Annotated in this window: 20 protein-coding genes; 11 read left to right on the top strand and 9 right to left on the bottom strand. The window is 59.8% G+C overall.

The features are described from left to right. Nucleotides 1–3: 3 nt before the first annotated feature. Nucleotides 4–1329, bottom strand: a complete 1326-nt coding sequence (gltX, locus tag QNI81_RS02500) for a glutamate--tRNA ligase (RefSeq protein ID WP_283967252.1) — start codon at nucleotides 1327–1329, stop codon at nucleotides 4–6. 228 nt (nucleotides 1330–1557) lie between these two features. On the opposite strand from gltX, the gene QNI81_RS02495 reads away from it, so the two are divergent. After that, a complete protein-coding gene (locus tag QNI81_RS02495) occupies nucleotides 1558–2496 on the top strand; it encodes an MBL fold metallo-hydrolase (RefSeq protein ID WP_283967251.1) in 939 nt (312 codons plus the stop codon). Here QNI81_RS02495 and QNI81_RS02490 read toward each other — a convergent pair. Together QNI81_RS02490 and QNI81_RS02485 are read right to left on the bottom strand one after the other, a co-directional pair. Next, nucleotides 2493–3794: an NAD(P)/FAD-dependent oxidoreductase gene (locus tag QNI81_RS02490; protein WP_114961622.1), complete on the bottom strand. Its 1302-nt coding sequence runs from the start codon at nucleotides 3792–3794 to the stop codon at nucleotides 2493–2495. The two genes, QNI81_RS02495 and QNI81_RS02490, sit on opposite strands and share 4 nt — an antisense overlap. A gap of 137 nt (nucleotides 3795–3931) precedes the next feature. After that, nucleotides 3932–5590 carry an NAD+ synthase gene (locus QNI81_RS02485; RefSeq protein ID WP_283967250.1) on the bottom strand — a complete coding sequence of 553 codons (1659 nt, stop codon included), beginning with the start codon at nucleotides 5588–5590 and terminating at the stop codon, nucleotides 3932–3934. A gap of 170 nt (nucleotides 5591–5760) precedes the next feature. Between QNI81_RS02485 and QNI81_RS02480 the strand changes: the two genes are divergently transcribed. After that, nucleotides 5761–7206, top strand: coding sequence for an MORN repeat-containing protein (locus QNI81_RS02480; RefSeq protein WP_283967249.1), 1446 nt, complete (start codon nucleotides 5761–5763; stop codon nucleotides 7204–7206). Between the two features lie 8 nt (nucleotides 7207–7214). Continuing rightward, nucleotides 7215–8255 (top strand): hypothetical protein, encoded by a 1041-nt coding sequence (locus QNI81_RS02475; protein WP_283967248.1) that lies wholly within the window; start codon nucleotides 7215–7217, stop codon nucleotides 8253–8255. Here the strand turns inward: QNI81_RS02475 and QNI81_RS02470 are convergent. Beyond that, nucleotides 8252–9775, bottom strand: a complete 1524-nt coding sequence (locus QNI81_RS02470; RefSeq protein WP_283967247.1) for a cryptochrome/photolyase family protein — start codon at nucleotides 9773–9775, stop codon at nucleotides 8252–8254. The genes QNI81_RS02475 and QNI81_RS02470 overlap by 4 nt on opposite strands. A 360-nt stretch (nucleotides 9776–10135) precedes the next feature. Here QNI81_RS02470 and QNI81_RS02465 point away from each other — a divergent pair, with 360 nt between their 5' ends. Beyond that, the gene (locus QNI81_RS02465; RefSeq protein WP_283967246.1) at nucleotides 10136–11719 is read left to right on the top strand and encodes a 2-isopropylmalate synthase; all 1584 of its coding nucleotides are present in this window, start codon (nucleotides 10136–10138) and stop codon (nucleotides 11717–11719) included. Nucleotides 11720–11807: 88 nt separating this feature from the next. Here QNI81_RS02465 and QNI81_RS02460 read toward each other — a convergent pair whose 3' ends face one another. Continuing rightward, on the bottom strand, nucleotides 11808–12203 hold the full coding sequence (locus QNI81_RS02460; RefSeq protein WP_283967245.1) for a VOC family protein: 396 nt from the start codon (nucleotides 12201–12203) through the stop codon (nucleotides 11808–11810). Between the two features lie 45 nt (nucleotides 12204–12248). Continuing rightward, entirely contained in the window at nucleotides 12249–12665 is a 417-nt protein-coding gene (locus QNI81_RS02455; RefSeq protein WP_283967244.1) for an HIT family protein, read from the bottom strand. A gap of 299 nt (nucleotides 12666–12964) precedes the next feature. Between QNI81_RS02455 and QNI81_RS02450 the strand changes: the two genes are divergently transcribed. Then, nucleotides 12965–14623: a cytochrome c oxidase subunit I gene (locus tag QNI81_RS02450; RefSeq protein WP_009177030.1), complete on the top strand. Its 1659-nt coding sequence runs from the start codon at nucleotides 12965–12967 to the stop codon at nucleotides 14621–14623. Nucleotides 14624–14742: 119 nt separating this feature from the next. After that, nucleotides 14743–15261 (top strand): DUF2244 domain-containing protein, encoded by a 519-nt coding sequence (locus tag QNI81_RS02445; RefSeq protein WP_283967243.1) that lies wholly within the window; start codon nucleotides 14743–14745, stop codon nucleotides 15259–15261. 77 nt (nucleotides 15262–15338) lie between these two features. On the opposite strand, the gene QNI81_RS02440 is transcribed toward QNI81_RS02445, so the two are convergent. After that, nucleotides 15339–15812 (bottom strand): GatB/YqeY domain-containing protein, encoded by a 474-nt coding sequence (locus tag QNI81_RS02440; protein ID WP_005618666.1) that lies wholly within the window; start codon nucleotides 15810–15812, stop codon nucleotides 15339–15341. A 174-nt stretch (nucleotides 15813–15986) separates the two neighbouring features. Between QNI81_RS02440 and carA the strand changes: the two genes are divergently transcribed. Next, complete coding sequence (gene carA, locus QNI81_RS02435; RefSeq protein ID WP_009176391.1) at nucleotides 15987–17147, top strand: glutamine-hydrolyzing carbamoyl-phosphate synthase small subunit; 1161 nt, start codon at nucleotides 15987–15989, stop codon at nucleotides 17145–17147. A gap of 130 nt (nucleotides 17148–17277) precedes the next feature. Then, nucleotides 17278–19068 carry a glycosyltransferase gene (locus QNI81_RS02430; RefSeq protein ID WP_283967242.1) on the top strand — a complete coding sequence of 597 codons (1791 nt, stop codon included), beginning with the start codon at nucleotides 17278–17280 and terminating at the stop codon, nucleotides 19066–19068. 1 nt (nucleotide 19069) lies between these two features. Here the strand turns inward: QNI81_RS02430 and QNI81_RS02425 are convergent, their stop codons facing one another. After that, on the bottom strand, nucleotides 19070–19720 hold the full coding sequence (locus QNI81_RS02425; protein WP_193600276.1) for a GntR family transcriptional regulator: 651 nt from the start codon (nucleotides 19718–19720) through the stop codon (nucleotides 19070–19072). Nucleotides 19721–19846: 126 nt separating this feature from the next. Between QNI81_RS02425 and QNI81_RS02420 the strand changes: the two genes are divergently transcribed. From QNI81_RS02420 to QNI81_RS02410, 3 genes are all read left to right on the top strand, one after another. Further along, nucleotides 19847–20491 (top strand): pyrimidine 5'-nucleotidase, encoded by a 645-nt coding sequence (locus tag QNI81_RS02420; RefSeq protein ID WP_283967241.1) that lies wholly within the window; start codon nucleotides 19847–19849, stop codon nucleotides 20489–20491. A gap of 84 nt (nucleotides 20492–20575) precedes the next feature. Beyond that, a complete protein-coding gene (locus QNI81_RS02415) occupies nucleotides 20576–20824 on the top strand; it encodes a hypothetical protein (RefSeq protein ID WP_009176789.1) in 249 nt (82 codons plus the stop codon). 83 nt (nucleotides 20825–20907) lie between these two features. After that, nucleotides 20908–22104 carry a UbiH/UbiF family hydroxylase gene (locus tag QNI81_RS02410; RefSeq protein WP_283967240.1) on the top strand — a complete coding sequence of 399 codons (1197 nt, stop codon included), beginning with the start codon at nucleotides 20908–20910 and terminating at the stop codon, nucleotides 22102–22104. A 69-nt stretch (nucleotides 22105–22173) separates the two neighbouring features. Here the strand turns inward: QNI81_RS02410 and QNI81_RS02405 are convergent, their stop codons facing one another. Further along, entirely contained in the window at nucleotides 22174–23298 is a 1125-nt protein-coding gene (locus QNI81_RS02405; RefSeq protein ID WP_283967239.1) for an aminotransferase class V-fold PLP-dependent enzyme, read from the bottom strand. Between the last annotated feature and the right edge of the window lie 56 nt (nucleotides 23299–23354).

Below are 23354 nucleotides of genomic sequence, written 5' to 3'. Positions count from 1 at the left end.
GGCTCAGCCGCGCGCGCGCACGGTCTGCATCAAGGCCAGCAGCGCCGACATGTCGGGACCGCGCTCCATGCCGGTTACGGCCTTGCGCAGCGGCATGAACAGCCCCTTGCCCTTGCGGCCGGTCTTTTCTTTCACTGCGGCGGTCCATTTGCCCCAGCTCTCAGAGTCGTAAGGGCCTTCGGGCAGCAGGGTCATCGCCTCGGCGATAAATTCCTTGTCCTCGTCGGCGATCAGCGGCTCCGCCCCGTCGCGGCAGAGTATCCACCAGCCCTCAAGATCCTTGAGCGTGGTGATGTTTTCCTTTGCGACCGCCCAGAAGGCCTCCTGCTTGTCCGCTGGCACGCCGATCCCATCAAGCTCTGCCTTGACGGTCTCCACCGGTAGAGTTTGCAGGTAGCGCGCGGTCAGCGGGTAGAGGTCTTCGGCGTCGAACTTGGTCGGAGCAGAGCCGAACCGGTTGATCTCAAAGCCCTCGATCAGCTCTGCCATATCAGTGCGCAATTCCACCGGATCAGAAGACCCCAGACGCGCCATCAACGACAAAAGCGCCATCGGCTTCACGCCCGCTTCGCGCAGATCGCGCAGCGCCAGCGTGCCGAGACGTTTCGAGAGCGCCTCCCCTTGCGGTCCAGTCAGGAGCGAGTGGTGCGCAAATTCCGGGTGACCAAAGCCAAGGGCCCCCATGATCTGGATCTGCGTCGCGGTGTTGGTCACATGGTCAGAGCCGCGCACCACATGGGTGACGCCCATGTCGGTGTCATCCACCACCGAGGCGATGGTATAGAGCACCTGCCCGTCACCGCGGATCAGCACCGGGTCCGAGACAGACGCCGCATCAATGGAGATGTCGCCAAGAATGCCATCGGTCCACTCAATGCGTTCCTGATCGAGCTTGAAGCGCCACACGCCATTGCCACGCTCGGCGCGCAGGGCGTCTTTTTCGTCCTCCGACAGCGCCAGTGCGGCGCGGTCATAGACCGGCGGCTTGCCCATGTTGAGCTGTTTCTTGCGCTTGAGGTCGAGTTCGGTCGGGGTCTCGAAGGCCTCGTAGAACCGGTTGATCTCGCGCAGCTTGTCGGCGGCCTCGGCATAACGGTCGAGCCGCTCGGACTGGCGTTCGACCTTGTCCCATGTGAGGCCGAGCCATTCGAGATCCTGCTTGATCGCGTCGACGTATACCTCTTTCGAGCGTTCGGGATCGGTGTCATCGATGCGCAGGATGAAGGTGCCGCCGGCCTTGCGGGCGATCAGATAGTTCATCAAGGCGGTGCGCAGGTTGCCCACGTGGATATAGCCGGTGGGCGACGGCGCAAAACGGGTGGTGGTCATCGCAAATCTCCTGTTGAGGTTGCTCTGTCACAGGCGCGCGGAATTGTCCAGTTTTCGCGTCTTTCGCTGCAAAGATGCGCCCCTGTCGGGGCGCGGCCTCCGGCGGGGATATTTTGGAGAAGTTGAAGGCGGTGTGGTGCTCCCACGCATTCGTGATCGGACTTCAGAGGACTTTGCGGGCTGGCGCGCTAGGCTTGGATCATACCACTCAACAGGGAGACCAAGAGGATGACAATAAAGCTATCCCGCCGTGCCGCGCTGGCCGGTGCCGCCGCCGTCCCGATTGCCGCCAGTGTTGCTGCGCCCCTGCGGGCCGCTGGTGAAGGGGGCGCCATGAAACCCTTGCATGCCCGCGCCTTCAAGGTTGGCGATTATACCGTGCACAGCCTGCTGGCGGGCAGCACCGGGCGCGATGGGGTGAAAGATATCTTTGGCGGCGGGGCCTCGGATGAAGCGTTTACGCAGGTCGCTGAGGAGAATTTCATTTCTGACACCAGCGCGCAGTTCTATTTCACCCCGACGCTGGTCGATACGGGGTCAGAGAAAATCCTGTTTGATACCGGCCTCAACGCGGGCGGCATCACTTCGGCGCTGGCGGATGCGGGCGTGACACCCGACGAGATTGATGTGGTGGTGCTGACCCATATGCATGGCGACCACATCGGCGGCATGACCGACGACAGCGGCGCTGTGACATTTCCCAATGCGCGCTATGTGACGGCGGCGGCGGAATACGACCATTGGACCGGGCTGCCCGAGGGCAATGGCGGCGCGGATCGGGTGCGGGCCAAGGTGACACCGCAGGCCGAGAAGATGAGTTTTATCGAGGATGGCGGCGCGGTGGCCTCGGGCGTGACCGGCATGGCGGCCTTTGGGCATACGCCGGGACATATGGTCTACATGATCGAGAGCGGCGGGCAGCAACTGCTGCTGACAGCGGATCTGGCCAATCACTATGTGTTCCCCTTTGCTCATCCCGAATGGCAGACCAGTTTTGACACCGACAAGGATGCGGCCTCGGCAACGCGGCGGCGGGTGCTCTCAATGCTGGCGGACAGCCGCACGCCGATGATCGGCTACCATATGCCGTTCCCGGCTGCGGGCTATGTGGAGACGCGGGGCGACGGGTTCAGGTTTGTCCCGGTCAGCTATCAGATGATGGGTTAAGACCCAAAGCGGCTTAGGCGGAAGGGGCGCGGGTCCACGATGGGCGCGTCCCCCGTCACCAGATCCGCAGTGAGCCGCCCGGCACCGGGTCCAAGACCGAAGCCGTGCCCGCTGTAGCCCGTAGAGACAAACAAGCCGGGGCGGGCCTGCACTTCGGAGATCACCGGAATTTCATCCGGGGTCACATCAATCAGGCCCCCCCAGCTTTGGGTGACATCGGCCTTTTCCAGTGCTGGGAAAGCGTCGCGCACCGCTGCAAGCCCACGGCGCAGCGCCTTTTGTGAGGGCTGAGGATCAAGCACGCGGGTTTCCTCAAAGGCGGTACGATCCTGCCCAGTCCAGGGGCGGGCCTCGCGGGCCTCAATGCGCCAGCGGTTGGACAGGCGAAACCGCAAGGCGGTGACATCCTGCAGGAAGGCGGGAATAAAGCGGTGCCCGATGCGAAACGTGTCGGGCACGATGTCAAAGGTGTTTTCACCGCCCGAGGCAACGGTATAGCCGCCATCTGCACGTTTGCGCAGACCAAAGCCCGCCGCCCAGAGCGCGGTTTCCGGCACACCCTCGACCGGAGAGAGGCGCATCACGGAATTGAGCACCTTGAGTTGTGGCAGGAAGATGCCCTCGTTGCGCAGGAACAGGCGCGACCAGGCCCCGCCCGCAACTACAACAGCCGTTGCTGTCACGCGGCCTTTTTCGGTGACAACACCCCGAATGCGCCCGGCTTCCACATCCAGCGTGCGCACAGCACAGCCAGCGACCACCACGGCCCCTTTGTCGCGCGCAGCCGAAGCAATTGCATGCGTGGCCATCTGCGGTTCGGCGCAGCCGTCCTGAGGTGTATGAAAGCCCGCGCGCAACCGATGGCCATAACCCGGTGTTAGTGCCTCTAGCGCCGCGCCGCGCAGCATATGGCCTTCGCCACCAATCGCCTTGAGATGCTCTGCCCAGGCCAACAACTCCGCCTCGCGCTTGCGGCTGCCTGCGGTGAACATGATGCCGCGTTTAGCATAGCCCGTCGCGTAGCCGGTACGTGCGTCGAGCCCCTCCCAGATGCGCTGGGAATGGGTCATCAGTTCCATCTCGCGGGGGTCACGCTGCGACATGCGCACCCAGCCCCAATTGCGTGAGCTTTGTTCGCCCGCAATCTGACCCTTTTCGCACAACAGCACCGAATGGCCCCGTTCAGCGAGTTCCAGCGCCGTGGATGCGCCAACGATTCCACCGCCGATCACGACGACATCAACCGCGTTTGGCAGCACGCGGTCCGAATTGAAATGAGGCAGCTGTGGTCCGGGCATGGGTCAGTTCTAGTCCGTGGGCAAAGAGCGGGTCTAGCCGCGTATAAGGCTCTGTCGGCCAGTTCCTCTGGCCTGTGTTCTTCCGGCCTCAATCAAGGCCGGAACCACCTTGTTTTCCGAATGCGCCGCAGCGTTTTTCAGCTGGGGTCACGCCAGCGATTGACAATCGGATAGCGCCGATCAAGCCAGAAGGCGCGTTTGGTCAGGCGGGCACCGGGGGCGGACTGAAAGCGTTTGTATTCGCTCATATAAAGCAGGTGCTCGACCCGTTTTGCCACGTCGCGATCAAAGCCTGCAGCGACGCAATCCGCGATCGATCCGTCCTGATCCACAAGGATATCGAGAATCGCATCCAGTTCGGGATAGTCCGGCAGGGAATCGCTGTCTTTTTGATCTTCGCGCAACTCGGCCGAGGGGGGCTTGTCGATGACATTGGGGCGGATCACCTCGCCCGAAGGGCCCATCATCCAGTCGCGGTGATTGGCGTTGCGCCAGCGGCAGGTTTCAAAGACCCGTGTCTTGTAGAGATCCTTGATCGGGTTATAGCCGCCGTTCATATCGCCGTAGATGGTGGCGTAACCCACTGCGACCTCGGATTTATTGCCGGTGGTCAGCAGCATCTCGCCAAATTTGTTGGACATTGCCATCAACAAGAGCCCGCGCAGGCGGGACTGGATGTTTTCTTCGGTGAGATCCGCGTCACGCCCCGCAAAGAGCGGTGCAAGCGTGTTGGTGATCGCTTCGCGCCCCTCTGAAATTGGCACATAGTCGTAATGCACGCCCAGCGCCTTGGCGACGGCCTCGGCATCCTCCAGCGAGTCCTTGGAGGTATATTCCGAGGGCAGCATGACGCAGCGCACGTTCTGCGCGCCCAGCGCATCGACCGCGATGGCGGCCACGATGGCAGAGTCCACACCGCCCGAGAGACCCAGCAGCGCTTTCTTGAACCCGGTCTTGCCCATATAGTCGCGCAAGGACAGCACCATGGTGCGATAGTCCTGCTCCCACGCATCGGGCAGATGCGCCTTCTCGCCCTCTTTGATGCGCCAGCCATCGGCCGTGCGCTCCAGATCGAGCTGCGCGATGCATTCGTCAAAGACCGGCAACTGAACCGCCAATGCGCCATGCGGGTTGAGCGCAAATGTCCCACCGTCAAAGACCTGATCGTCCTGACCGCCCACCATATTGAGATAGATCACCGGCAGGCCAGTCTCGACCGCGCGGGCCACCATGTGGTTGTAGCGGGTTTCCATCTTGCCGCGATAATAGGGCGAACCGTTGGGGATCAGCAGGAACTCGGCACCGGTTTCTTCTAGCGTCTCGGCGACATCCTCATGCCAGCCGTCCTCGCAAATCGGGCTGCCTATACGGGTATTGCCAACGGAATATGGCCCGCCCAACGGCCCGGCATCAAAAATCCGCACCTCGTCGAACACCGTTTCATTCGGCAGGTGGTGTTTCAGGCATTTGGACGCGATCTTGCCACCCTTCAGGATCAAGTAGGCGTTGAAAAGCTTGCCATCCTCAACCCACGGGCTGCCAATCGCCAGCGCCGGACCCTCTGCCGTAGCCGCGGCCAGTGTCTCCACCTCGGCAATTGCGGCCTGATGAAAGGCCGGTTTCATCACCAGATCCTGCGTATTGTAGCCGGTAATGAACATCTCCGGCAGCGCCACAAGGTCAGCCCCGGCGTCGCGCCCCTCTTGCCATGCGCTGAGCGCCTTGGCGGCATTGCCAGCCAAATCGCCAACGGTCGGGTTCAATTGCGCAAGCGTGATGCGAAAACTATCGGCCATCTTACGGGTCCTCGAATTCATCTCTTACCCAGCCATGTATCAGATCCCCGCCGAAGGGGAAGCCTAAGGGGGCAAAACCGTTGCGACCAGATCGCCGCTGACATAGGTTCGCGGTCAAGCAACCCAATTTCCAGGCAGCTCTCGAAGAACTTGAGGCAACTGAGGTTTCCATGATCCGCATCGGCTCCACACTTATCCTGACTTCCCTGCTGGCGCTGACCGCTGCGGGTGTCGGGGCTCCCGCATTTGCACAGGACGGACAGGTCCTGACCACCCAAGACGAAATCGGCGGCGTCTATGAGGGGGAGTTCAAGGGCGGGCTGCAACATGGTCAGGGCACTTATAAATTGCCCAATGGATATGAATACTCCGGCCAATGGGTCGATGGCGAAATTCGCGGCAAGGGTATCGCGCGCTTTCCCAATGGCTCCGTCTATGAGGGGGATTTCTCCAAGGGCAAACCCGAAGGTCTGGGCAAGATCACCTTTGCCGATGGCGGCACCTATGAGGGCGAATGGCAAAACGGCGTGATCAACGGCCAAGGCATCGCGATCTACGCCAATGGCGTGCGCTACGAGGGCGCATTCGTCAACGCCAAGCATCATGGTCGCGGCATTATGCAAAACCCCGGCGGTTATCAGTATGAAGGCGATTGGATTGAGGGGCGTAAAGAAGGCACCGGCAAGATCACCTATCCCGATGGCACCACCTATCAGGGCGGCATCAAGGACGGCAAACTCGACGGGCTTGGCACGTTGGTGATGCCGGACGGGCTGAAGTATGAGGGCGAATGGGCTGACGATCAGATGAACGGCACCGGCACGCTGACCCAACCCAACGGCGACGTCTATGAGGGTCCGCTGGTCAATGGCCGCCGCCATGGCGAAGGCATCCTGCGCTATGCCAATGGCGATAGGTACGAAGGCCGGTTTGAGGATGACCTGCGGCAGGGTCAGGGGACATTCACTGGCACCGATGGCTATATCTACACTGGCCAGTGGCAGGCGGGCCAGATCGAAGGCCAAGGCGAGGTGACCTATCCCGACGGATCGGTCTATGTGGGCGATTTCCGCGATGATCTGGCCCATGGCACCGGCAAAATCACCTACCCCGATGGCTCCACCTATGAGGGCGAATGGGTCGCTGGCGTCATTGAGGGCGAAGGCAAAGCCACCTATGCAAATGGCGCAATCTACGAAGGCAGTTTCAAAAACGCCAAGAACGACGGTCAAGGCGTGATGACCTCACCCGAAGGCTACCGCTATGAGGGCGGCTGGAAAGACAGCCTGCGCCACGGCGAGGCCAAAGTGACCTATGCGGATGGCTCGGTCTATGAGGGCGAGTTTGCAAATGGTCAGCGCCATGGCACCGGTAAAATCACCCGTCCCGATGGTTTCAGCTATGAGGGCGAATGGTCCGAGGGCAAGATCAGCGGCAAGGGCATTGCCACGTATGCCAATGGCGACATCTACGAGGGCAATTTCGTGGATTCCAAACGTCAGGGGCCGGGCACCATGCGTTACGCCTCTGGCCAAGAGGCCTCCGGCACTTGGGAGAATGGCGCGCTGAAATCCACAGCCGACCAACCGGCTGAAACTGAAGGCGGCAGCGACTAACTCTTCGCATGGCCACGCTCCTTTATCTTGTCTTTGGGCGCGCGCTGCGCCAACAACAGCAGCTCTCTTACAGCATCCTCTCCGCCCTGAAACAGGGGCTGGAGGGGGTGGAGATCCTGCTGATGTGCGATGAGGCCAATCGCCGCACGGATTTGCCCGTGCGCCATCATATCCTGTCAGCCGATCAAATCGCACAGTGGACGGACGCCGGGCGCACACCTGCCCGCGCGCAGCTTCATGCGCTCAAACTGGCCCTTTCAGAAAGCACCGCCCCGGTCTGCTGGGTGGCGACGGACACTGCGTTTAAGGCGCCGCCCCGTGAGATGACCGAGCGCATCGCGAGGCAGGTGCCCCTGTTCTATGATCGCGACGGCTGGCTGGCGGGACGCCCGGACTGGGCGCCCATCATTGACGCCTGCAAAGGCACCGCGCTTGAGGCCCATATTCACAGCAGTACCGAAGTCCTGAACACAGGGGTTTTAGGCCTGACAGCGGCAGAAATTGATTTCATAAATCAATCATTAGAGTCGCATATGGCCTCAATAGGTGATCTAAAAATTGACAATATAGAACAAATTCACCTCGGCGCGCTTCTATCAAAAAACGCGCAGGAATTGCGCTTTGCCAACGATACGGTGAGCCAATATTCAAACTATATGCGGCATGTGTATCATGGACGTTTTGACGTCATGTTTCCGCATGGGCGGGCTGTGAACCTGGAACTTGTTCAAAAGTTGCCCACAATAAATGAGCCGCCTAAACCCTTGTCCCTGAGACTAAAAGCAAAAGCATACTCAATGCGCCACGGGCTTGGGCGCGGCACGGAGTTTGGTTATCTCGCTTATCTCTGCGCCTTTGCCGCCCCAACGCCGGAGGGGCGCAATGTCTGGGCCAATATCGCGCTTGATATGATGGAACGCTCGGCACGCGCCCCCGACAAACTCGCCAAGGATTTGCCCAAACTGGCACCGAATGCTCTGGCGCTCGCCGAACTGTCGCCCGAGACAGAAGACAGATGGCGCAAGTTCTGGATGAACAGAACCCGCTAAACCTTTTCGCCCGCCTCCAGTTTGGCAAGGAACGCGTCGGCCTCCTGCAAGATCACATCTCGCTTGTCAGCGTCCATCCTGCCCCATGTGCGGTACATATTGCCCATACGCGGATTGCCCTCGAACCGATCCCGGTGACGGTTCAGAAAATGCCAGTAAAGCAAATTGAACGGACAGGCCCCCTCGCCCGTTTTCTGCTTCACCTTATAGGCGCAACTGGCACAATAATTGGACATTCTGTCGATATAGGCGCCGCTGGACACATAGGGTTTGGAGGCAATGATGCCGCCATCGGCAAACTGGCTCATACCGACCGTATTGGGGGCCTCCACCCATTCAAACGCATCCGCATAGACCGCCAGATACCAGTCGTGCACCTCGGCGGGATCGACCCCGGCCAGCAATGCAAAATTGCCGGTCACCATCAGGCGCTGGATATGGTGAGCATAGGCCTCTTCCTGTGTTTGCCGCACCACTTGCGACAGGCACTGCATCTCTGTTTCCGCCCCCCAATAGAGCGATGGCAAGGCGCGCGTCTGACCCAGCGCGTTGCGACTGGGGTAATCCTCACCCTCGATGAAATAGATGCCGCGCACAAATTCGCGCCAGCCGAGGATCTGGCGAATGAACCCCTCCACCGCGTTGAGCGGCGCGCGACCCGCCTGCCATTCTGCCTCTGCGGCCTCGCAGACCTCCAGCGGTGACAGCAGGCCAATGTTCAGATAGGGCGACAGGATCGAATGATAGAGCCAGCGCTCATCCGTCATCATAGCGTCCTGAAAATCACCAAACTGTGGCAGGGCATGGGTGATGAAATGCGCCAGCGCCTCCAACGCCTGATCGCGGGTGGTGGCAAACCAGAACGGGCGCAATTCGCCAAAATGCTTGCCAAATCGTGCCTCGACCAGATCCAGCACGTCCTTGACGTCGTTATCTGGCTCAAACCGGGGCGGGCCAGCATGGTCGATCTCCTTTGGTGGCGCTTTGCGGTTCTCCGCGTCATAGTTCCACTTGCCACCCGCCGGGTCGTCCCCCTCCATCAAAAGGCCGGTTTTCTTGCGCATCAACCGATAGAAATACTCCATCCGGAGCTGCTTTTTTCCCGCTGCCCAATCGGCAAAATCCGCGCGTGTCGCCAGAAACCGATCATCCGCGTGGAAATGAACCTTGAGCGGTGCGTATTTCAGCGCGCGGATCAGCCGCCACTCGCCGGGCGTGGTGGCCAGCACCTCGGAGGCGTCAAACTCCTCGGCCCGTCGCAACAGCTCCCCCACGATGCTGTCAGCGCCGTCCTCGTCCAGACGGCGATAGGCCACCTGCCAGCCCTGCGCACGCAAATGGGCCGCAAACTTGCGCATCGCTGCCAGAACCAGAGCGATCTTTTTGGGATGATGCGGCACATATGTGCCCTCATCCAGCACTTCGGCCATGACCACCACATCGCGTGCGGGATCAGCCGCCTTCAGCGCTGATAATACTTCGGACAGCTGGTCGCCCAATACTAATACAAGCCGTGTCATGACCGGCATAACTGGCGTGATGCGCGGGGAATTCCACTCTTTGCTTTCAACTTCTTATAAATATCCAAATCCAACCGAAGTCTCAGCACACCACGGTCGCTGCAGCGCAGAGAAATTTGTCCCTTTTCATTCGGCGCATGGCCTGTATAACTCAGCCCATGACCACGTATCCGCATATCCAGATTGCCGACGCTGCCACCTGCAGCGCGCTTTCGCGTGGCCTACTGCTCCTAATCCGCCTCTGAGCGTGCCATCCGGCGCGCCCGCTCAGAGGATGTGCATGCGCGCCAAGGATTGGACCCTACCCCCCGAACACAACGCCTGACGTCCCCGGGGATCAGAGCAAGAAAGACATCTGACATGACCAGCATTACCGACACCGTGAACCCGCAGGATCGCGTTCTCATTTTTGACACCACCCTGCGTGATGGCGAGCAGAGCCCCGGCGCCACCATGACCCATGATGAAAAGCTCGAAATTGCCGAGCTTCTGGACGATATGGGCGTCGATATTATCGAGGCAGGCTTTCCGATCGCCTCTGAGGGCGATTTCAAGGCTGTGAGCGAGATCGCAGAACGCTCCAAGAATTCCGTGATCTGTGGTCTGGCCCGCGCCAACCTCAAGGACATCGACCGCTGCGCCGAGGCCGTGCGCAAAGCCGCCAAGCCGCGCATCCATACGTTTATTGGCACCTCGCCACTGCACCGCGCGATTCCGAACCTCACCATGGATGAGATGGCCGAGCGCATCCACGACACAGTGACCCATGCGCGCAATCTGGTGGATAACGTACAATGGTCGCCGATGGACGCGACCCGTACTGAGTGGGATTACCTCTGCCGGGTGATTGAGATCGCCATCAAGGCGGGTGCGACCACCATCAACATCCCCGACACGGTAGGCTACACCGCCCCGCGCGAAAGCGCTGATCTGATCCGTCGCCTGATTGAAACCGTGCCCGGCGCGGACGAGATTGTCTTTGCAACCCACTGCCACAACGACCTTGGCATGGCGACCGCGAATTCGCTGGCAGCTGTCGAAGCGGGCGCGCGCCAGATCGAGTGCACCATCAACGGTCTTGGCGAACGCGCGGGCAACACCGCGCTGGAAGAGGTGGTCATGGCGATGCGCGTGCGCAACGACATCATGCCGTTCCAGACCGGGATCGACACCAAGAAAATCATGCATATCTCGCGCCGAGTCGCCACGGTTTCGGGGTTCAACGTGCAGTTCAACAAGGCCATTGTCGGCAAGAACGCCTTTGCCCATGAGAGCGGCATTCACCAGGACGGTATGCTCAAGAACAAGGAAACCTTTGAGATCATGCGCCCCGAGGACGTGGGTCTTGCGGGGACCTCGCTTCCTTTGGGCAAACATTCGGGCCGCGCGGCGCTGCGCGACAAACTCACCAATCTCGGCTACGAGGTCGGCGACAACCAGCTCAAGGACTTGTTTGTCCGCTTCAAGGAGCTGGCCGACCGCAAGAAAGAAGTCTTTGACGACGACATTATCGCGCTCATGCGCACCAGCGGCGATGAAGATGATCATCTGAAGCTGGTCTCGATGAAGGTGGTTTGCGGCACCGGTGGTCCGGCAGAATCCACTGTCGAGATGGAAGTCGACGGCAAGGACGTGACGGAAACCGCCGAGGGTGACGGTCCGGTGGATGCGACCTTTAAGGCGATCCGCAAGATCCACCCCAACGCCGCGCATCTGCAGCTTTATCAGGTACATGCGGTGACCGAAGGCACTGACGCACAGGCGACGGTTTCTGTGCGCCTCGAAGAAGATGGCGTCATCGCCACCGGCGACAGCGCCAACACCGATACGGTTGTGGCCTCCGCCATGGCCTATATCGACGCACTTAACCGCCTGATCGTGCGCCGCGACAAAATGGGCGAAGGCGCAGACTCGCGTGAGATTTCCTATAAAGACGTCGACTGACACCGCAGCTTGCTACAAAAAACGACAGCAAAAAGGGCGCCCGAAGCGCCCTTTTTCTTTGTCGCGGTGACGGCTCTCGTAGAGTGCCTTAACGGAAACGCCCGCCTGCCTCGATCACTTCGATCTGATAGCCATCAGGGTCCGCAACAAAGAAGAACCGCGCGACACGCTCTCCGGCGGGGCGGAAGTCCACGATATCACGCGGCGCGCCACCGGCTGCCTCGACCTTGGCGCGGGCATGTTCAAGATCCCCAACCACCAGCGCCAAATGGCCATAGCCATTGCCCAACTCATAAGGCTCGCTCTGTGCTTTGTTGATTGTCAGTTCCAGCTCAAAGCTGCCTTCGGGCGCGGTCAGATAGATCAGCGTGAAATCATCGAAATCAAGACGGTCGGCGATTTCCATGTCAAAAGCCGCTTTGTAGAAGGCCACAGAGGCGGCCTCATCAAGAACACGGATCATACTATGTGCGATTTTGGCCACTATGACCTCCATTCAATTGTTTGAAATGTCGCGAGATCAGCGCCCTTAGAGTGCAGCGCGAATTTTCTCGGCGTGGGCGGCGATTGCATCCATATCGCCCATTTGCCCCGGCGCGCGCGGAGAGACTCCCTCGTGACGAGGCAATACGTGGAAATGCAGATGGAAAACTTCCTGCCCGCCTGCGGCCTCGTTGAATTGCTGGATCGTAACCCCATCTGCATCAAAAGCAGCCTTGCTGGCCTGTGCGAGCTTTTGCACGGTGCGGATTACAGCCTCCAGTTGCGCGGGGTTGGCATCCAGCACGTTTCGGCAGGGTGTTTTGGGGATCACCAGCAGATGCCCGTCAACGCGTGGCATAATATCCATAAAGGCCAGCGTGTCGTCATCCTCATAAACGCGGGTGGAGGGGATCTCACCGCGCAGGATTTTTGCGAAAATATTGTCGTCATCATAGGCGGTCATGGTCGACTCTCTCCGTATCAAAGGCCCAACGCAGGCGTCATGCTTGGGTGTCGCAGTCTCTGCAGATGCGGTCAAGCAACTGGTCTATGCCCGCCGCGACCGCTACGCTCGAGGCATCGCGTAGACCGGATTCGACCGTAAGGCCGGCAAAAAACTCAAGGGGGCGCGACAATTATTCTTGATCCAGATCAAACTCCGCCATTGAAGGGCCGGGCAGGCCATTCTAAAACCGGCAAGAGTCCAGAGCCGCCGGGAATCCCTCGTGCGGTCTCTGAGGAGTATTAACAGGAGGCACCCAAATGGCAGACGCAGCCATTCAAGGTCACGGCCACGAAGACGAGCGGAGCTTTTTCACCCGCTGGTTTATGAGCACGAACCACAAGGATATCGGTATCCTTTACCTGATCGTTTCGGCGCTCACCGGCTTCATTTCCGTCGCATTCACCGTCTACATGCGACTCGAACTTATGGATCCCGGTGTTCAATACATGTGTATGGAAGGCTTTGCCTCCGACCCCTGTACCCCGAACGGCCATCTCTGGAACGTGCTGATTACTGGCCACGGCATCCTGATGATGTTCTTTGTCGTCATCCCGGCCCTGTTCGGCGGTTTCGGCAACTATTTCATGCCGTTGCAGATCGGCGCGCCGGACATGGCGTTCCCGCGGATGAACAACCTTTCGTTCTGGATGTATGTTGCCGGTACCGCGCTGGCGGTGTGCTCGGTCTTTGCACCGGGTGGCAACAACCAGCTTGGCTCCGGTGTGGGCTGGGTGCTGTATCCGCCGCTTTCGGTCAAAGAAGGCGGTTTCTCGATGGATCTGGCGATCTTCGCCGTGCACGTCTCCGGTGCCTCCTCGATCCTCGGCGCGATCAACATGATCACCACCTTCCTGAACATGCGTGCCCCCGGCATGACCCTGTTCAAGGTGCCGCTGTTCAGCTGGTCGATCTTCGTCACCTCTTGGCTGATCCTTCTGTCCCTGCCGGTTCTGGCAGGCGCGATCACCATGCTGTTGATGGACCGCAACTTCGGGTTCACCTTCTTTGACCCCGCAGGCGGCGGCGACCCGATCCTCTATCAGCACATCCTGTGGTTCTTCGGCCACCCGGAAGTGTACATCGTGATCCTGCCGGGCTTTGGCATCATCTCTCACGTGATCGCCACCTTCTCGCGCAAGCCGGTGTTTGGCTATCTGCCGATGGTCTGGGCGATCATTGCGATTGGTGTTCTGGGCTTCGTCGTTTGGGCGCACCACATGTACACCGTCGGCATGAGCCTCAACCAACAGGCCTACTTCATGCTCGCCACTATGGTGATTGCGGTTCCGACCGGGGTGAAGGTTTTCTCGTGGATCGCAACCATGTGGGGCGGCTCCATCGAGTTTAAGGCACCGATGGTCTTTGCCTTCGGCTTCCTCTTCCTGTTCACCGTTGGTGGTGTGACCGGTGTGGTTCTGTCACAGGCTGCGGTCGACCGTGCCTATCACGACACCTATTATGTGGTTGCACACTTCCACTACGTGATGAGCCTCGGTGCGGTCTTTGCGATCTTCTCGGGTATCTACTTCTACTTCGGCAAGATGACTGGCCGTCAGTATTCCGAGCTGGGCGCGCAGATCCACTTCTGGATGTTCTTCATCGGCGCGAACCTGACGTTCTTCCCGCAGCACTTCTTGGGTCGTCAGGGCATGCCCCGCCGTTACATCGACTATCCGGAAGGCTTTGCATATTGGAACAAGATCTCGTCCTACGGCGCGTTCCTGTCCTTTGCCTCCTTCATCTTCTTCTTCGGTGTGGTGATCTATTCGCTGCTGCGTGGCGCACGCGTAACCCAGAACAACTACTGGAACGAATACGCTGACACGCTGGAATGGACCCTGCCCTGCCCACCGCCAGAGCACACCTTTGAAACCCTGCCTAAGCAGGAAGACTGGGACAAAGGCCACAGCCACTAAGACTGGTCTGACCTAAAATCAAAACGCCCCGGAGCCTCGCGCTTCGGGGCGTTTTCTTTTGTGCCACCGATCCAGAACTGGCGGCCATTTCACTCGACAGCCTGCGCATGAGAGCTAAAATGCGCCCCATGCCCTATGACTGGACACGTCCCCCCAGCGATCAAGATGGCGAATTGCACCTGTGGCCCCATCAGTCGCTCCAACCCGAAGGCTATGTACGCTTTCTGGGGGTGACGGCTGCGTTGATCACAGTGCCGCTGCTGCCACTGATGGGCACGCCGTTGTTCTGGGCGCTGATCCCATTTCTCACGCTGGCCGTATTCGGGATGAAATACGCCCTCGATCAGAACCGCCGCAATGCGCAGGTGCTGGAGGTGCTGCGTCTTGGACCGAAGGACGCAGAGTTGATCCGCTCCGATGGACGCGGCAGCACACAAAGCTGGCGCTGCAATCGCCATTGGGCCGAGGTCACCCTGCACCATGAGCGCGGGCCGGTGCCTAACTACGTAACCCTGCGCGGTGCCGGGCGAGAGGTGGAAATCGGAGCGTTCCTGTCCGAAGACGAGCGCAAGGCACTGTATGAGGATCTGCGAAATTCCATTCGTCAGAGCCCTGCCGCCACGTCACGTCAGGACTAAACGGCAGCAAAAAACCCCGGCTCGCGTCTCGAACCGGGGTTTATCTATTCTTGATCGTCAAGCTCTGGGCGTTGGCCTCAGCAGCCACCAGCCGAGCAGAGCTGATCTTTGACCATCGGGCCAACTTTGCCGAAATCCATTTGGCCGGTGTATTTGGCCTTCAGCGCGCCCATGACTTTGCCCATGTCGCGAATCGATTCGGCGCCGGTCTCATTCACAGCGGCTTTCACCGCATTGGACACCTCATCCTCCGAGAGCTGCTTTGGCAGAAACTCTTCGATGATCTCGATCTCATTCATCTCGCGCTCAGCAAGGTCGAGCCGTCCGCCCTCCTCATAGGCGCGCACGCTTTCTTTGCGCTGTTTGGTCATCTTACCGAGGATGGCGAGAATATCTTCGTCGCCGATGCCGCCCTCTTCGCCGTCACCGCGCGCTGCGATTTCACGGTCCTTGATGGCAGCATTGATCAGACGCAGAGTGCAAAGGCGTTCCATCGCCTTATCCTTCATCGCCTGCTTGAGGGCCTCGTTGACCCGAGTTCGCGTATCCATGTGTTCTCTTCGTCCATGTGGAACAAGAAGAGGCAGTATTAATCAAATCCGCGGTAACATTCAAGCTCTCGGGATTGCACGCGACGCAGGCCCGTTATCGGCTTATCTGTGCTTGACCCCACGCTATGCGAGACTTATTGATGCGCGAATTTTGCCCGCATGGAGAGTCGAGTCATGGTCGAAACCGTTTCGCCGAAGCCAACCGCCTGCCTGGCCCTTGCAGATGGCACCGTGTTCTACGGACACGGGTTCGGCGCCACCGGGCGATGCGTGGCCGAGCTGTGCTTTAACACCGCAATGACCGGCTATCAGGAAATCATGACCGATCCCTCCTATGCGGGTCAGGTTGTCACCTTCACCTTCCCCCACATCGGCAATACCGGCGTCACCCCCGAGGATGACGAAACCGCCGACCCCGTCGCCGCGGGGATGGTGGTGAAATGGGATCCGACGCTGGCCTCGAACTGGCGCGCCACCGAAGAGCTGAAATCATGGCTCACCCGCACTGGCCGCATCGCCATTGGCGGCGTGGATACCCGCCGTCTGACCCGTGCGATCCGCCAGCAAGGCGCGCCGCATGTGGCGATGGAGCATAACCCGGACGGGAATTTTGACCTCGAAGCGCTGGTCGCCGCTGCGCGTGCATGGCCCGGCCTTGAGGGCATGGACCTCGCCAAGGACGTGACTTGCGCGCAATCTTACCGCTGGGACGAGATGCGGTGGGCATGGCCCGATGGCTACAGCCGTCAAGAGGACCCCAAGCACAAGGTGGTCGCCATCGACTATGGCGCCAAACGCAACATCCTGCGCTGCCTTGCGTCCGCCGGGTGTGACGTCACCGTGCTGCCCGCCACGGCAACCTCTGAAGAGGTCCTGGCACATAATCCCGATGGTGTGTTCCTCTCCAACGGTCCCGGCGACCCGGCAGCAACCGGTGAATATGCGGTGCCGATGATCAAGGACATCCTTGATAAGACCGACCTGCCGGTCTTTGGGATTTGTCTTGGCCACCAGATGCTTGCACTGGCATTGGGGGCAAAGACCACCAAGATGAACCACGGTCACCACGGGGCCAACCATCCGGTCAAGGAACACGGAACCGGTAAGGTTGAGATCACCTCCATGAACCACGGCTTTGCGGTCGATGCGCAAACCCTGCCCGAGGGTGTGGAAGAGACGCATGTCTCGCTGTTTGATGGCTCCAACTGCGGCATCCGCATGAAGGATCGCCCGGTTTATTCCGTCCAGCACCACCCCGAAGCCAGCCCCGGCCCGCAAGACAGCTTTTACCTGTTTGAACGTTTTGCGGAAGCAATGGCGGCCCGCAAGGCCTGATCAGCGGCCACAGCACAGTTCAAAACCGCCCGGTTGCCGCTGCAGCCGGGCGGTTTCTTTTACGGTGACTTCCCCATCTGTTGCGGGTGTTTAACTTAGGCGCTGGCCACAGCTCTGTTAGCTATAAGCTATGGGCAAGAACCAGATGGACCTGCACCGGCGCAGCCGCGTGCTCTATCGCCGGTCGGCGCGACCGGGCAGTTTGCGTGATCCGCCGTCTTCCTTGGATCTGGGCAATCTCCACCAACAGCATTTGGAAAATATCGCGCGGCTTCAGAACACCCGCCGCGCGGCTCAGTTGCAGCGGATCGGTACTGAGCGCCCCGATCAGGATATTCTTGCTCTGCGTCCTCCTGCCTTTTGGTTACGGCATCAGGCGGTGCCATTGGAAACCTTGGGGCATACCGCCCTGATCCTGATGGCTGACCCCACGGGGTTGCCGGAATTAAAACAAGAGCTTGCGGGGCATTTTCACGACCTTGTTCCCATACCGACCCCTGCGGCAGAGATTGAGGCGACCCTGCTTCAGGTGTTTCGCCAAAAGATGACGCAAGCGGCGTCAAACAGCGTTCCCCCTGCTCTCAGTTGCCGGACGTTTGACTATCAAGCAGCCCGCGCCCCAGCCTTTGCGATTGCGGCGCTGTTTGTGCTGTTCTCATTACTGGTTCCGCAGGTCGTCATCGCTTTTCTGGCCTTTGGTGCGCTGTTGACCTTGGTATTGTTCACAACCCTCAGGATCACCGGTCTTCTGGCGGCCAGGCGCGCAAACCAGCCCAAAATTGAGCCGCAGAACGCCGCCCCCATGATCTCCATGCTGGTGCCGCTCTATCGCGAGGCGGAAATTGGCAAACATCTGTTGCGACGCCTGTGTCGCCTCACCTACCCGCGTGCCCGCATGGAGGTGTTCTTGGTGTTGGAAGAAAGCGATGAGGTCACGCGCAACGCTGTGAAATGCGCCGATTTGCCCGACTGGTTCCGGGTGGTTGAGGTGCCGGGTGATGGCTCTCTTACCACCAAACCTCGGGCGATGAACTACGCTCTGAATTTTTGCCATGGCGAGATCATCGGCATTTGGGATGCAGAAGATGCGCCGGAACCAGACCAACTGGAAATCGCCGCGCAGGCGTTTTCCCACGCGCCACCCGAAGTGGCCTGTTTCCAAGGGGTTCTGGATTTCTATAACCCGACCCGCAATCTGATATCGCGTTGCTTTACGCTCGAATATGCGGGCTGGTTTCGGGTCCTGTTACAAGGCATCGCGCGGCTGGGGCTGGTGGTTCCATTGGGCGGAACCACCCTGTTCATCCGACGCGATGCCCTCGAGAACCTCGGCGCGTGGGATGCACATAATGTCACCGAGGACGCCGATCTTGGCGTGCGCCTTGCCCGCGCAGGCTATCGCACAGAGATGCTGCCCACGACCACCTATGAAGAAGCCAACAGCCGCATCACACCATGGATCAAGCAACGTTCACGCTGGCTCAAGGGGTTTATGATGACCTATCTGGTGCATATGCGTGCGCCCAACCAGCTGCTGCGCGATATCGGCTGGTGGCGTTTTTGGGGCGTTCAGGCGTTCTTCCTCGGCACCTTGGGACAATTTCTATTGGCCCCGGTGTTATGGAGTTTCTGGCTGGTGGCACTGGGCCTGCCACATCCGCTAGAGGGTGCGCTGCCGCCCGGCGCGCTGCACGTCACCGCCGGGGCGCTTGTGGTCTTTGAGGTGCTTAACTTTTGCATCTGGATCAGCGGTGCACGCGCATCAGGCCGCCCGTTGCTCGCGTTTTGCGCCCCGTTGATGCCACTCTATTTTGCGCTTGGCTGTTTTGCCGCCTACAAAGCCCTGTGGGAGGTTTTTGCCGCTCCCTTCTTTTGGGACAAGACCGCTCACGGTGATCACGGCGGCACGGCGGAGGAGTAACTCAGCCGCCGCGCGCGCCTGCGTCCTGCTTCAGGCGCGTGGTGAAAGCGACCGAGATATGATCCTTCAACGCTTGCCCCGCTGCAGCCTCGTCCCGGTTGGCGATGGCTGCGACGATTGCCTTATGCTCATCTTGCGCAATACGCCCGCGCCCTTCGGCAGCCAGTGACGTGGTGGCCATCAACGCCATCGAGCGATGCACCAAATCCAGCTGCTGCACCAGATAGCGGTTGTGTGACGCCAGATGGATTTGCTGATGAAACCGCCGGTTTGCCTTGGCAAGCTCTACCGGTTTGTCGACCAGCGCATCATCTGCCGCGACCATATCGCGCAGAACCTGCACTTCCTCATCGGTGGCATGGCGCGCAGCCAGCGCCGCCGCCAGCCCTTCCAGCTCGCGCCGGACAACATAAAGCTCGGCCATCTGGTTGTGATCGAGCGAGGCCACAATCAGCGAACGGCCATCACGCTCCAGCAAGCTCTGGGTTTCAAGCCGTTGCAATGCCTCGCGAATAGGAGTGCGCGACACGCCAAACCGATCGGCCAGATCGTTCTCCACCAGACGGTCGCCGGGTTTGAACATTCCAACGTCGATGGCGTCGAGGATCAGCCCATAGGCGTCTTTCTGGGTGCTGTTCTTCGTCTGGCTCATCGGCGCTTTGCCCTCCATTGCACCGCAACTTTCTACGCTTTGCCAGCGCTGCGATCAAGTCTGAGGCGGAATGCGCCTCATGCTAATCCATTGCGAATCCGAGACATAGCGCCTAGGTCTCGGATTATGGTCAAGCAATCCTTCTCTCATGTCGAACATTGGGTGTTCGATCTCGACAATACGCTCTATCATCCTTCGGCCCGACTGTTTGACCAGATCGAGGCGAAGATGATCACTTATGTGATGGACACGCTCCGGATCGATCATGGGGCCGCCGATAAGCTGCGCGGCGATTATTGGCGCAATCACGGCACCACGCTGGCGGGGTTGATGCAGGAACACAGCATCGACCCCGAACCGTTTTTGGTGGCGGTACATGATATCTCGCTCGACCATCTGGAACCTGATCAGATGTTGGCGGGCCATATCAAAGCCTTGCCGGGGCGCAAAATCGTCTACACCAATGGCTCTGCCCCCTATGCGGAGCGCGTTCTGGCTGCGCGGGGGCTCTCGGGGCTGTTTGACGGCATCTACGGCGTTGAGCACGCAGATTATCGCCCAAAACCAGAGCGCAGCGCCTTTGAACGGGTGTTTGCGCAGGCTGGCGTCGAGACCGCCAAGGCGGCGATGTTTGAGGATGACCCGCGCAATTTGACCGCGCCGCATGCGATGGGCATGCGCACGGTGCACGTCGCACCCGAGGTCTTTGAGGGCGATCACATCCATCATCACACCATGGATTTGACAGAATTTCTGGGCCACCTGCGGTAGCCTGTCGCAGCGACCAAAATGCACATGTTTTAGTCATGTTTTGCGCCCTATATCGCAGAGCGACACGACATGACGGAGCCTGACATGACCGCCTACACCCTGCCGCCGAAGCTCACGACCTTTGAGCGCATCATCTTTCGTGTGCCCGTGCTGGGCCGCATCTGGAAAGAGGTGAGCTATGGCGATGAGGGCAACATCTACTACGCGATTGCCACATTCATCAGCCTCTGGGGTATTTCCATCATGCTGTTTGGCCTGCCCGGCCTCTATTTGCCTGCGCTCGCTCTGGTGCCGGTGATGTGGATCATATTGATCCTGATTTCGCGCGGCTGATCCCCTGCGGCACAGAGCCGCTTGTCATTCGCCCGCCCCGCGCCCTATGTCTCCCCTCATAGCAACAGCGCGGGGCCGAGGTGATGAGCGAGACATGTGACATCCTGATTTCCGGGGGCGGCATTGCCGGGCTGACCGCTGCGGCGACATTTGCAGCGCGCGGATTTTCCGTGATCTGCGTGGACCCGACGGCCCCTGTGACCGCGCGCGAGGATGCGGGCGCGGATCTGCGCACCACGGCGTTTCTGCAACCGGCAAAATCACTGTTGGAGGATGCAGGGCTCTGGACGCGGTTGGCGCCTTATGCCGCACCTTTGCAGATCATGCGCATCATTGACGCGGGTGGCGCTGAACCCGAACCGCGTGTGGTGCGAGAGTTCAATGCCGCAGAGATTTCCGAACTGCCCTTTGGCTGGAACCTGCCCAACTGGCTGCTGCGCCGCGAAATGTTGTCGCGTATCAACGAGTTGGCCAATGCGGAATTTCGCCCCGGCGTTGGCACCCAAAGCCTGTTCACCCGTACGGGAGAGGCCCGTGTGACCCTGAGTGATGGCGCGCGTGTGCGGTGCAAACTGGTGCTGGCCTGTGATGGGCGCGCCTCCCCCATGCGCGAGGCCGCAGGGATCGAGGTGCAGACCACCCGCTACGGACAAAAGGCGCTGGCCTTTGCGGTGACCCATGATCTGCCGCATGAAAACGTGTCGACCGAAATTCACCGCACCGGTGGCCCCTTTACGCTGGTGCCCCTGCCAGATCTGGACGGGCGGCCCTCGTCGGCGATTGTCTGGATGGAGACCAGTGCCAACGCCGACCGGCTCGCAGCCCTTGATGAAGCCGCATTTGAAGGCGAGATGAACACCCGTTCCTGCGGGGTGCTTGGGTCGCTGAAACTGGCCTCGCGCCGCACCCTTTGGCCCATCATCAGCCAGCGTGCCGAACGTCTGGTGGGTGAGCGTCTGGCATTGATGGCCGAAGCAGCACATGTGGTGCCACCCATTGGGGCGCAGGGGCTTAATATGTCACTGGCGGATTTGCGGGTACTGATGGATCTGGTGGAGGCGCGACCGGAGGGGCTCGGTGATCAGGTGATGCTGGATGCTTATGAGAAAGCCCGTCACAGCGACATCAAATTGCGGGTCAGCGGTATTGATCTGCTGAATCGTGCCTCGATGATCGAGGCACGTCCGCTCAGGGATTTGCGGGCCGGTGGGCTGAACGCGCTTTATTCCCTGCCGCAGGTGCGCAAGATGCTGATGCAGATGGGGCTTGGCGTACGATAAAAAACGGGCCTGCCCTATGGGACAGACCCTTGCCTCCGGCGGAGGTATTTTTGAAAAGATGAAGCGGTGTCAGAGCACTTGGTCGAGCACGGTTTTCAGCCGCGACAGCGTGCCGTTGACGTCATAGAGCTTATCAAGACCAAAGAGGCCAAGGCGGAAGGTCTTAAACCCCTCAGGCTCATCGACCGCCAGCGGCACGCCTGCGGCGATCTGCATGCCTTGGTCAGCGAATTTCTTGCCATTCTGAATCTGCGGATCATCGGTGTAGCTGACCACCACACCCGGCGCGCCAAAGCCTTCTGCCGCGACGGAAGTGACGCCTTTTTTCGCGAGCATTTCACGCACGCCATTGCCCAGTTTCCACTGCGCCTCGCGCAAGCGTTTGAAACCATATTCTTTGGTCTCCGCCATGGTATCACGGAACATGCGCAGCGCATCGGTGGGCATGGTGGCGTGATAGGCGTGGCCGCCGTCCTCATAGGCTTGCATGATCGCGCGCCATTTCTTGAGATCGAGGGCGAAACTGTCGGAGGTGGTCTCGTCCAGTCTCGCAAGCGCGCGTTTGGAGAGCATCACCAGCCCCGCAGACGGCGACGCGCTCCAGCCCTTTTGCGGGGCGGAGATAAGCACATCGACACCGGTGGCCTTCATATCGACCCACGCGCAGCCAGAGGCGATGCAGTCCAGCACCATCAGCGCGCCGACCTCATGGGCGGCCTCCGCCATTTGGGTCACGTAGTCATCCGGCAGGATCACACCGGCCGCAGTTTCCACATGGGGCGCAAAGACGATGGCCGGTTTTTGGTCGCGGATTGCTTCGGTGACCTCTTCGATCGGGGCCGGAGCAAAGGGCGATTGCGCAGCATTGCCGGTCTGGCGCGCCTTCATGACACTGGCAGATTTGGTAAGGCCGCCTGTTTCAAAAATCTGGCTCCAGCGATAGGAGAACCAGCCATTGCGCACCACCAACGTGTCCTGATTGCGGGCAAACTGGCGCGCGACGGCCTCCATCGCATAGGTCCCGCCACCGGGCACCAGCGCGGTCGCATCCGCCTTGTAGACCTCTTTCAGCATGGCGTTGATGTCCAGCATCACCTGCTGGAATTCCTTTGACATGTGATTGAGGGACCGGTCGGTGAACACCACCGAGAACTCATCCAGACCATCAGGGTCGACTGTATCCAAGAGGGCCATGAGAAATCTCCTTGCTGCAATAGGGTCGGCTGGGGCCGGTTGTCTCTGTCATGGCA

The organism is Tritonibacter sp. AK171, from assembly GCF_030127025.1.
Taxonomy (GTDB): domain Bacteria; phylum Pseudomonadota; class Alphaproteobacteria; order Rhodobacterales; family Rhodobacteraceae; genus Epibacterium; species Epibacterium mobile.
The sequence above is the reverse complement of the archived record's forward strand: the minus strand, read 5'-3'. Positions and strand labels throughout refer to the sequence as shown.

Bases quoted from the DNA above. Each gene is read 5' to 3' on its own strand.
- gltX (WP_283967252.1), bottom strand. From the start codon at position 1,329: ATGACCACCACCCGTTTTGCGCCGTCGCCCACCGGCTATATCCACGTG.
- QNI81_RS02495 (WP_283967251.1), top strand. From the start codon at position 1,558: ATGACAATAAAGCTATCCCGCCGTGCCGCGCTGGCCGGTGCCGCCGCC.
- QNI81_RS02490 (WP_114961622.1), bottom strand. From the start codon at position 3,794: ATGCCCGGACCACAGCTGCCTCATTTCAATTCGGACCGCGTGCTGCCA.
- QNI81_RS02485 (WP_283967250.1), bottom strand. From the start codon at position 5,590: ATGGCCGATAGTTTTCGCATCACGCTTGCGCAATTGAACCCGACCGTT.
- QNI81_RS02480 (WP_283967249.1), top strand. From the start codon at position 5,761: ATGATCCGCATCGGCTCCACACTTATCCTGACTTCCCTGCTGGCGCTG.
- QNI81_RS02475 (WP_283967248.1), top strand. From the start codon at position 7,215: ATGGCCACGCTCCTTTATCTTGTCTTTGGGCGCGCGCTGCGCCAACAA.
- QNI81_RS02470 (WP_283967247.1), bottom strand. From the start codon at position 9,775: ATGACACGGCTTGTATTAGTATTGGGCGACCAGCTGTCCGAAGTATTA.
- QNI81_RS02465 (WP_283967246.1), top strand. From the start codon at position 10,136: ATGACCAGCATTACCGACACCGTGAACCCGCAGGATCGCGTTCTCATT.
- QNI81_RS02455 (WP_283967244.1), bottom strand. From the start codon at position 12,665: ATGACCGCCTATGATGACGACAATATTTTCGCAAAAATCCTGCGCGGT.
- QNI81_RS02450 (WP_009177030.1), top strand. From the start codon at position 12,965: ATGGCAGACGCAGCCATTCAAGGTCACGGCCACGAAGACGAGCGGAGC.
- QNI81_RS02445 (WP_283967243.1), top strand. From the start codon at position 14,743: ATGCGCCCCATGCCCTATGACTGGACACGTCCCCCCAGCGATCAAGAT.
- QNI81_RS02440 (WP_005618666.1), bottom strand. From the start codon at position 15,812: ATGGATACGCGAACTCGGGTCAACGAGGCCCTCAAGCAGGCGATGAAG.
- carA (WP_009176391.1), top strand. From the start codon at position 15,987: ATGGTCGAAACCGTTTCGCCGAAGCCAACCGCCTGCCTGGCCCTTGCA.
- QNI81_RS02430 (WP_283967242.1), top strand. From the start codon at position 17,278: ATGGGCAAGAACCAGATGGACCTGCACCGGCGCAGCCGCGTGCTCTAT.
- QNI81_RS02425 (WP_193600276.1), bottom strand. From the start codon at position 19,720: ATGAGCCAGACGAAGAACAGCACCCAGAAAGACGCCTATGGGCTGATC.
- QNI81_RS02420 (WP_283967241.1), top strand. From the start codon at position 19,847: ATGGTCAAGCAATCCTTCTCTCATGTCGAACATTGGGTGTTCGATCTC.
- QNI81_RS02415 (WP_009176789.1), top strand. From the start codon at position 20,576: ATGACCGCCTACACCCTGCCGCCGAAGCTCACGACCTTTGAGCGCATC.
- QNI81_RS02410 (WP_283967240.1), top strand. From the start codon at position 20,908: ATGAGCGAGACATGTGACATCCTGATTTCCGGGGGCGGCATTGCCGGG.
- QNI81_RS02405 (WP_283967239.1), bottom strand. From the start codon at position 23,298: ATGGCCCTCTTGGATACAGTCGACCCTGATGGTCTGGATGAGTTCTCG.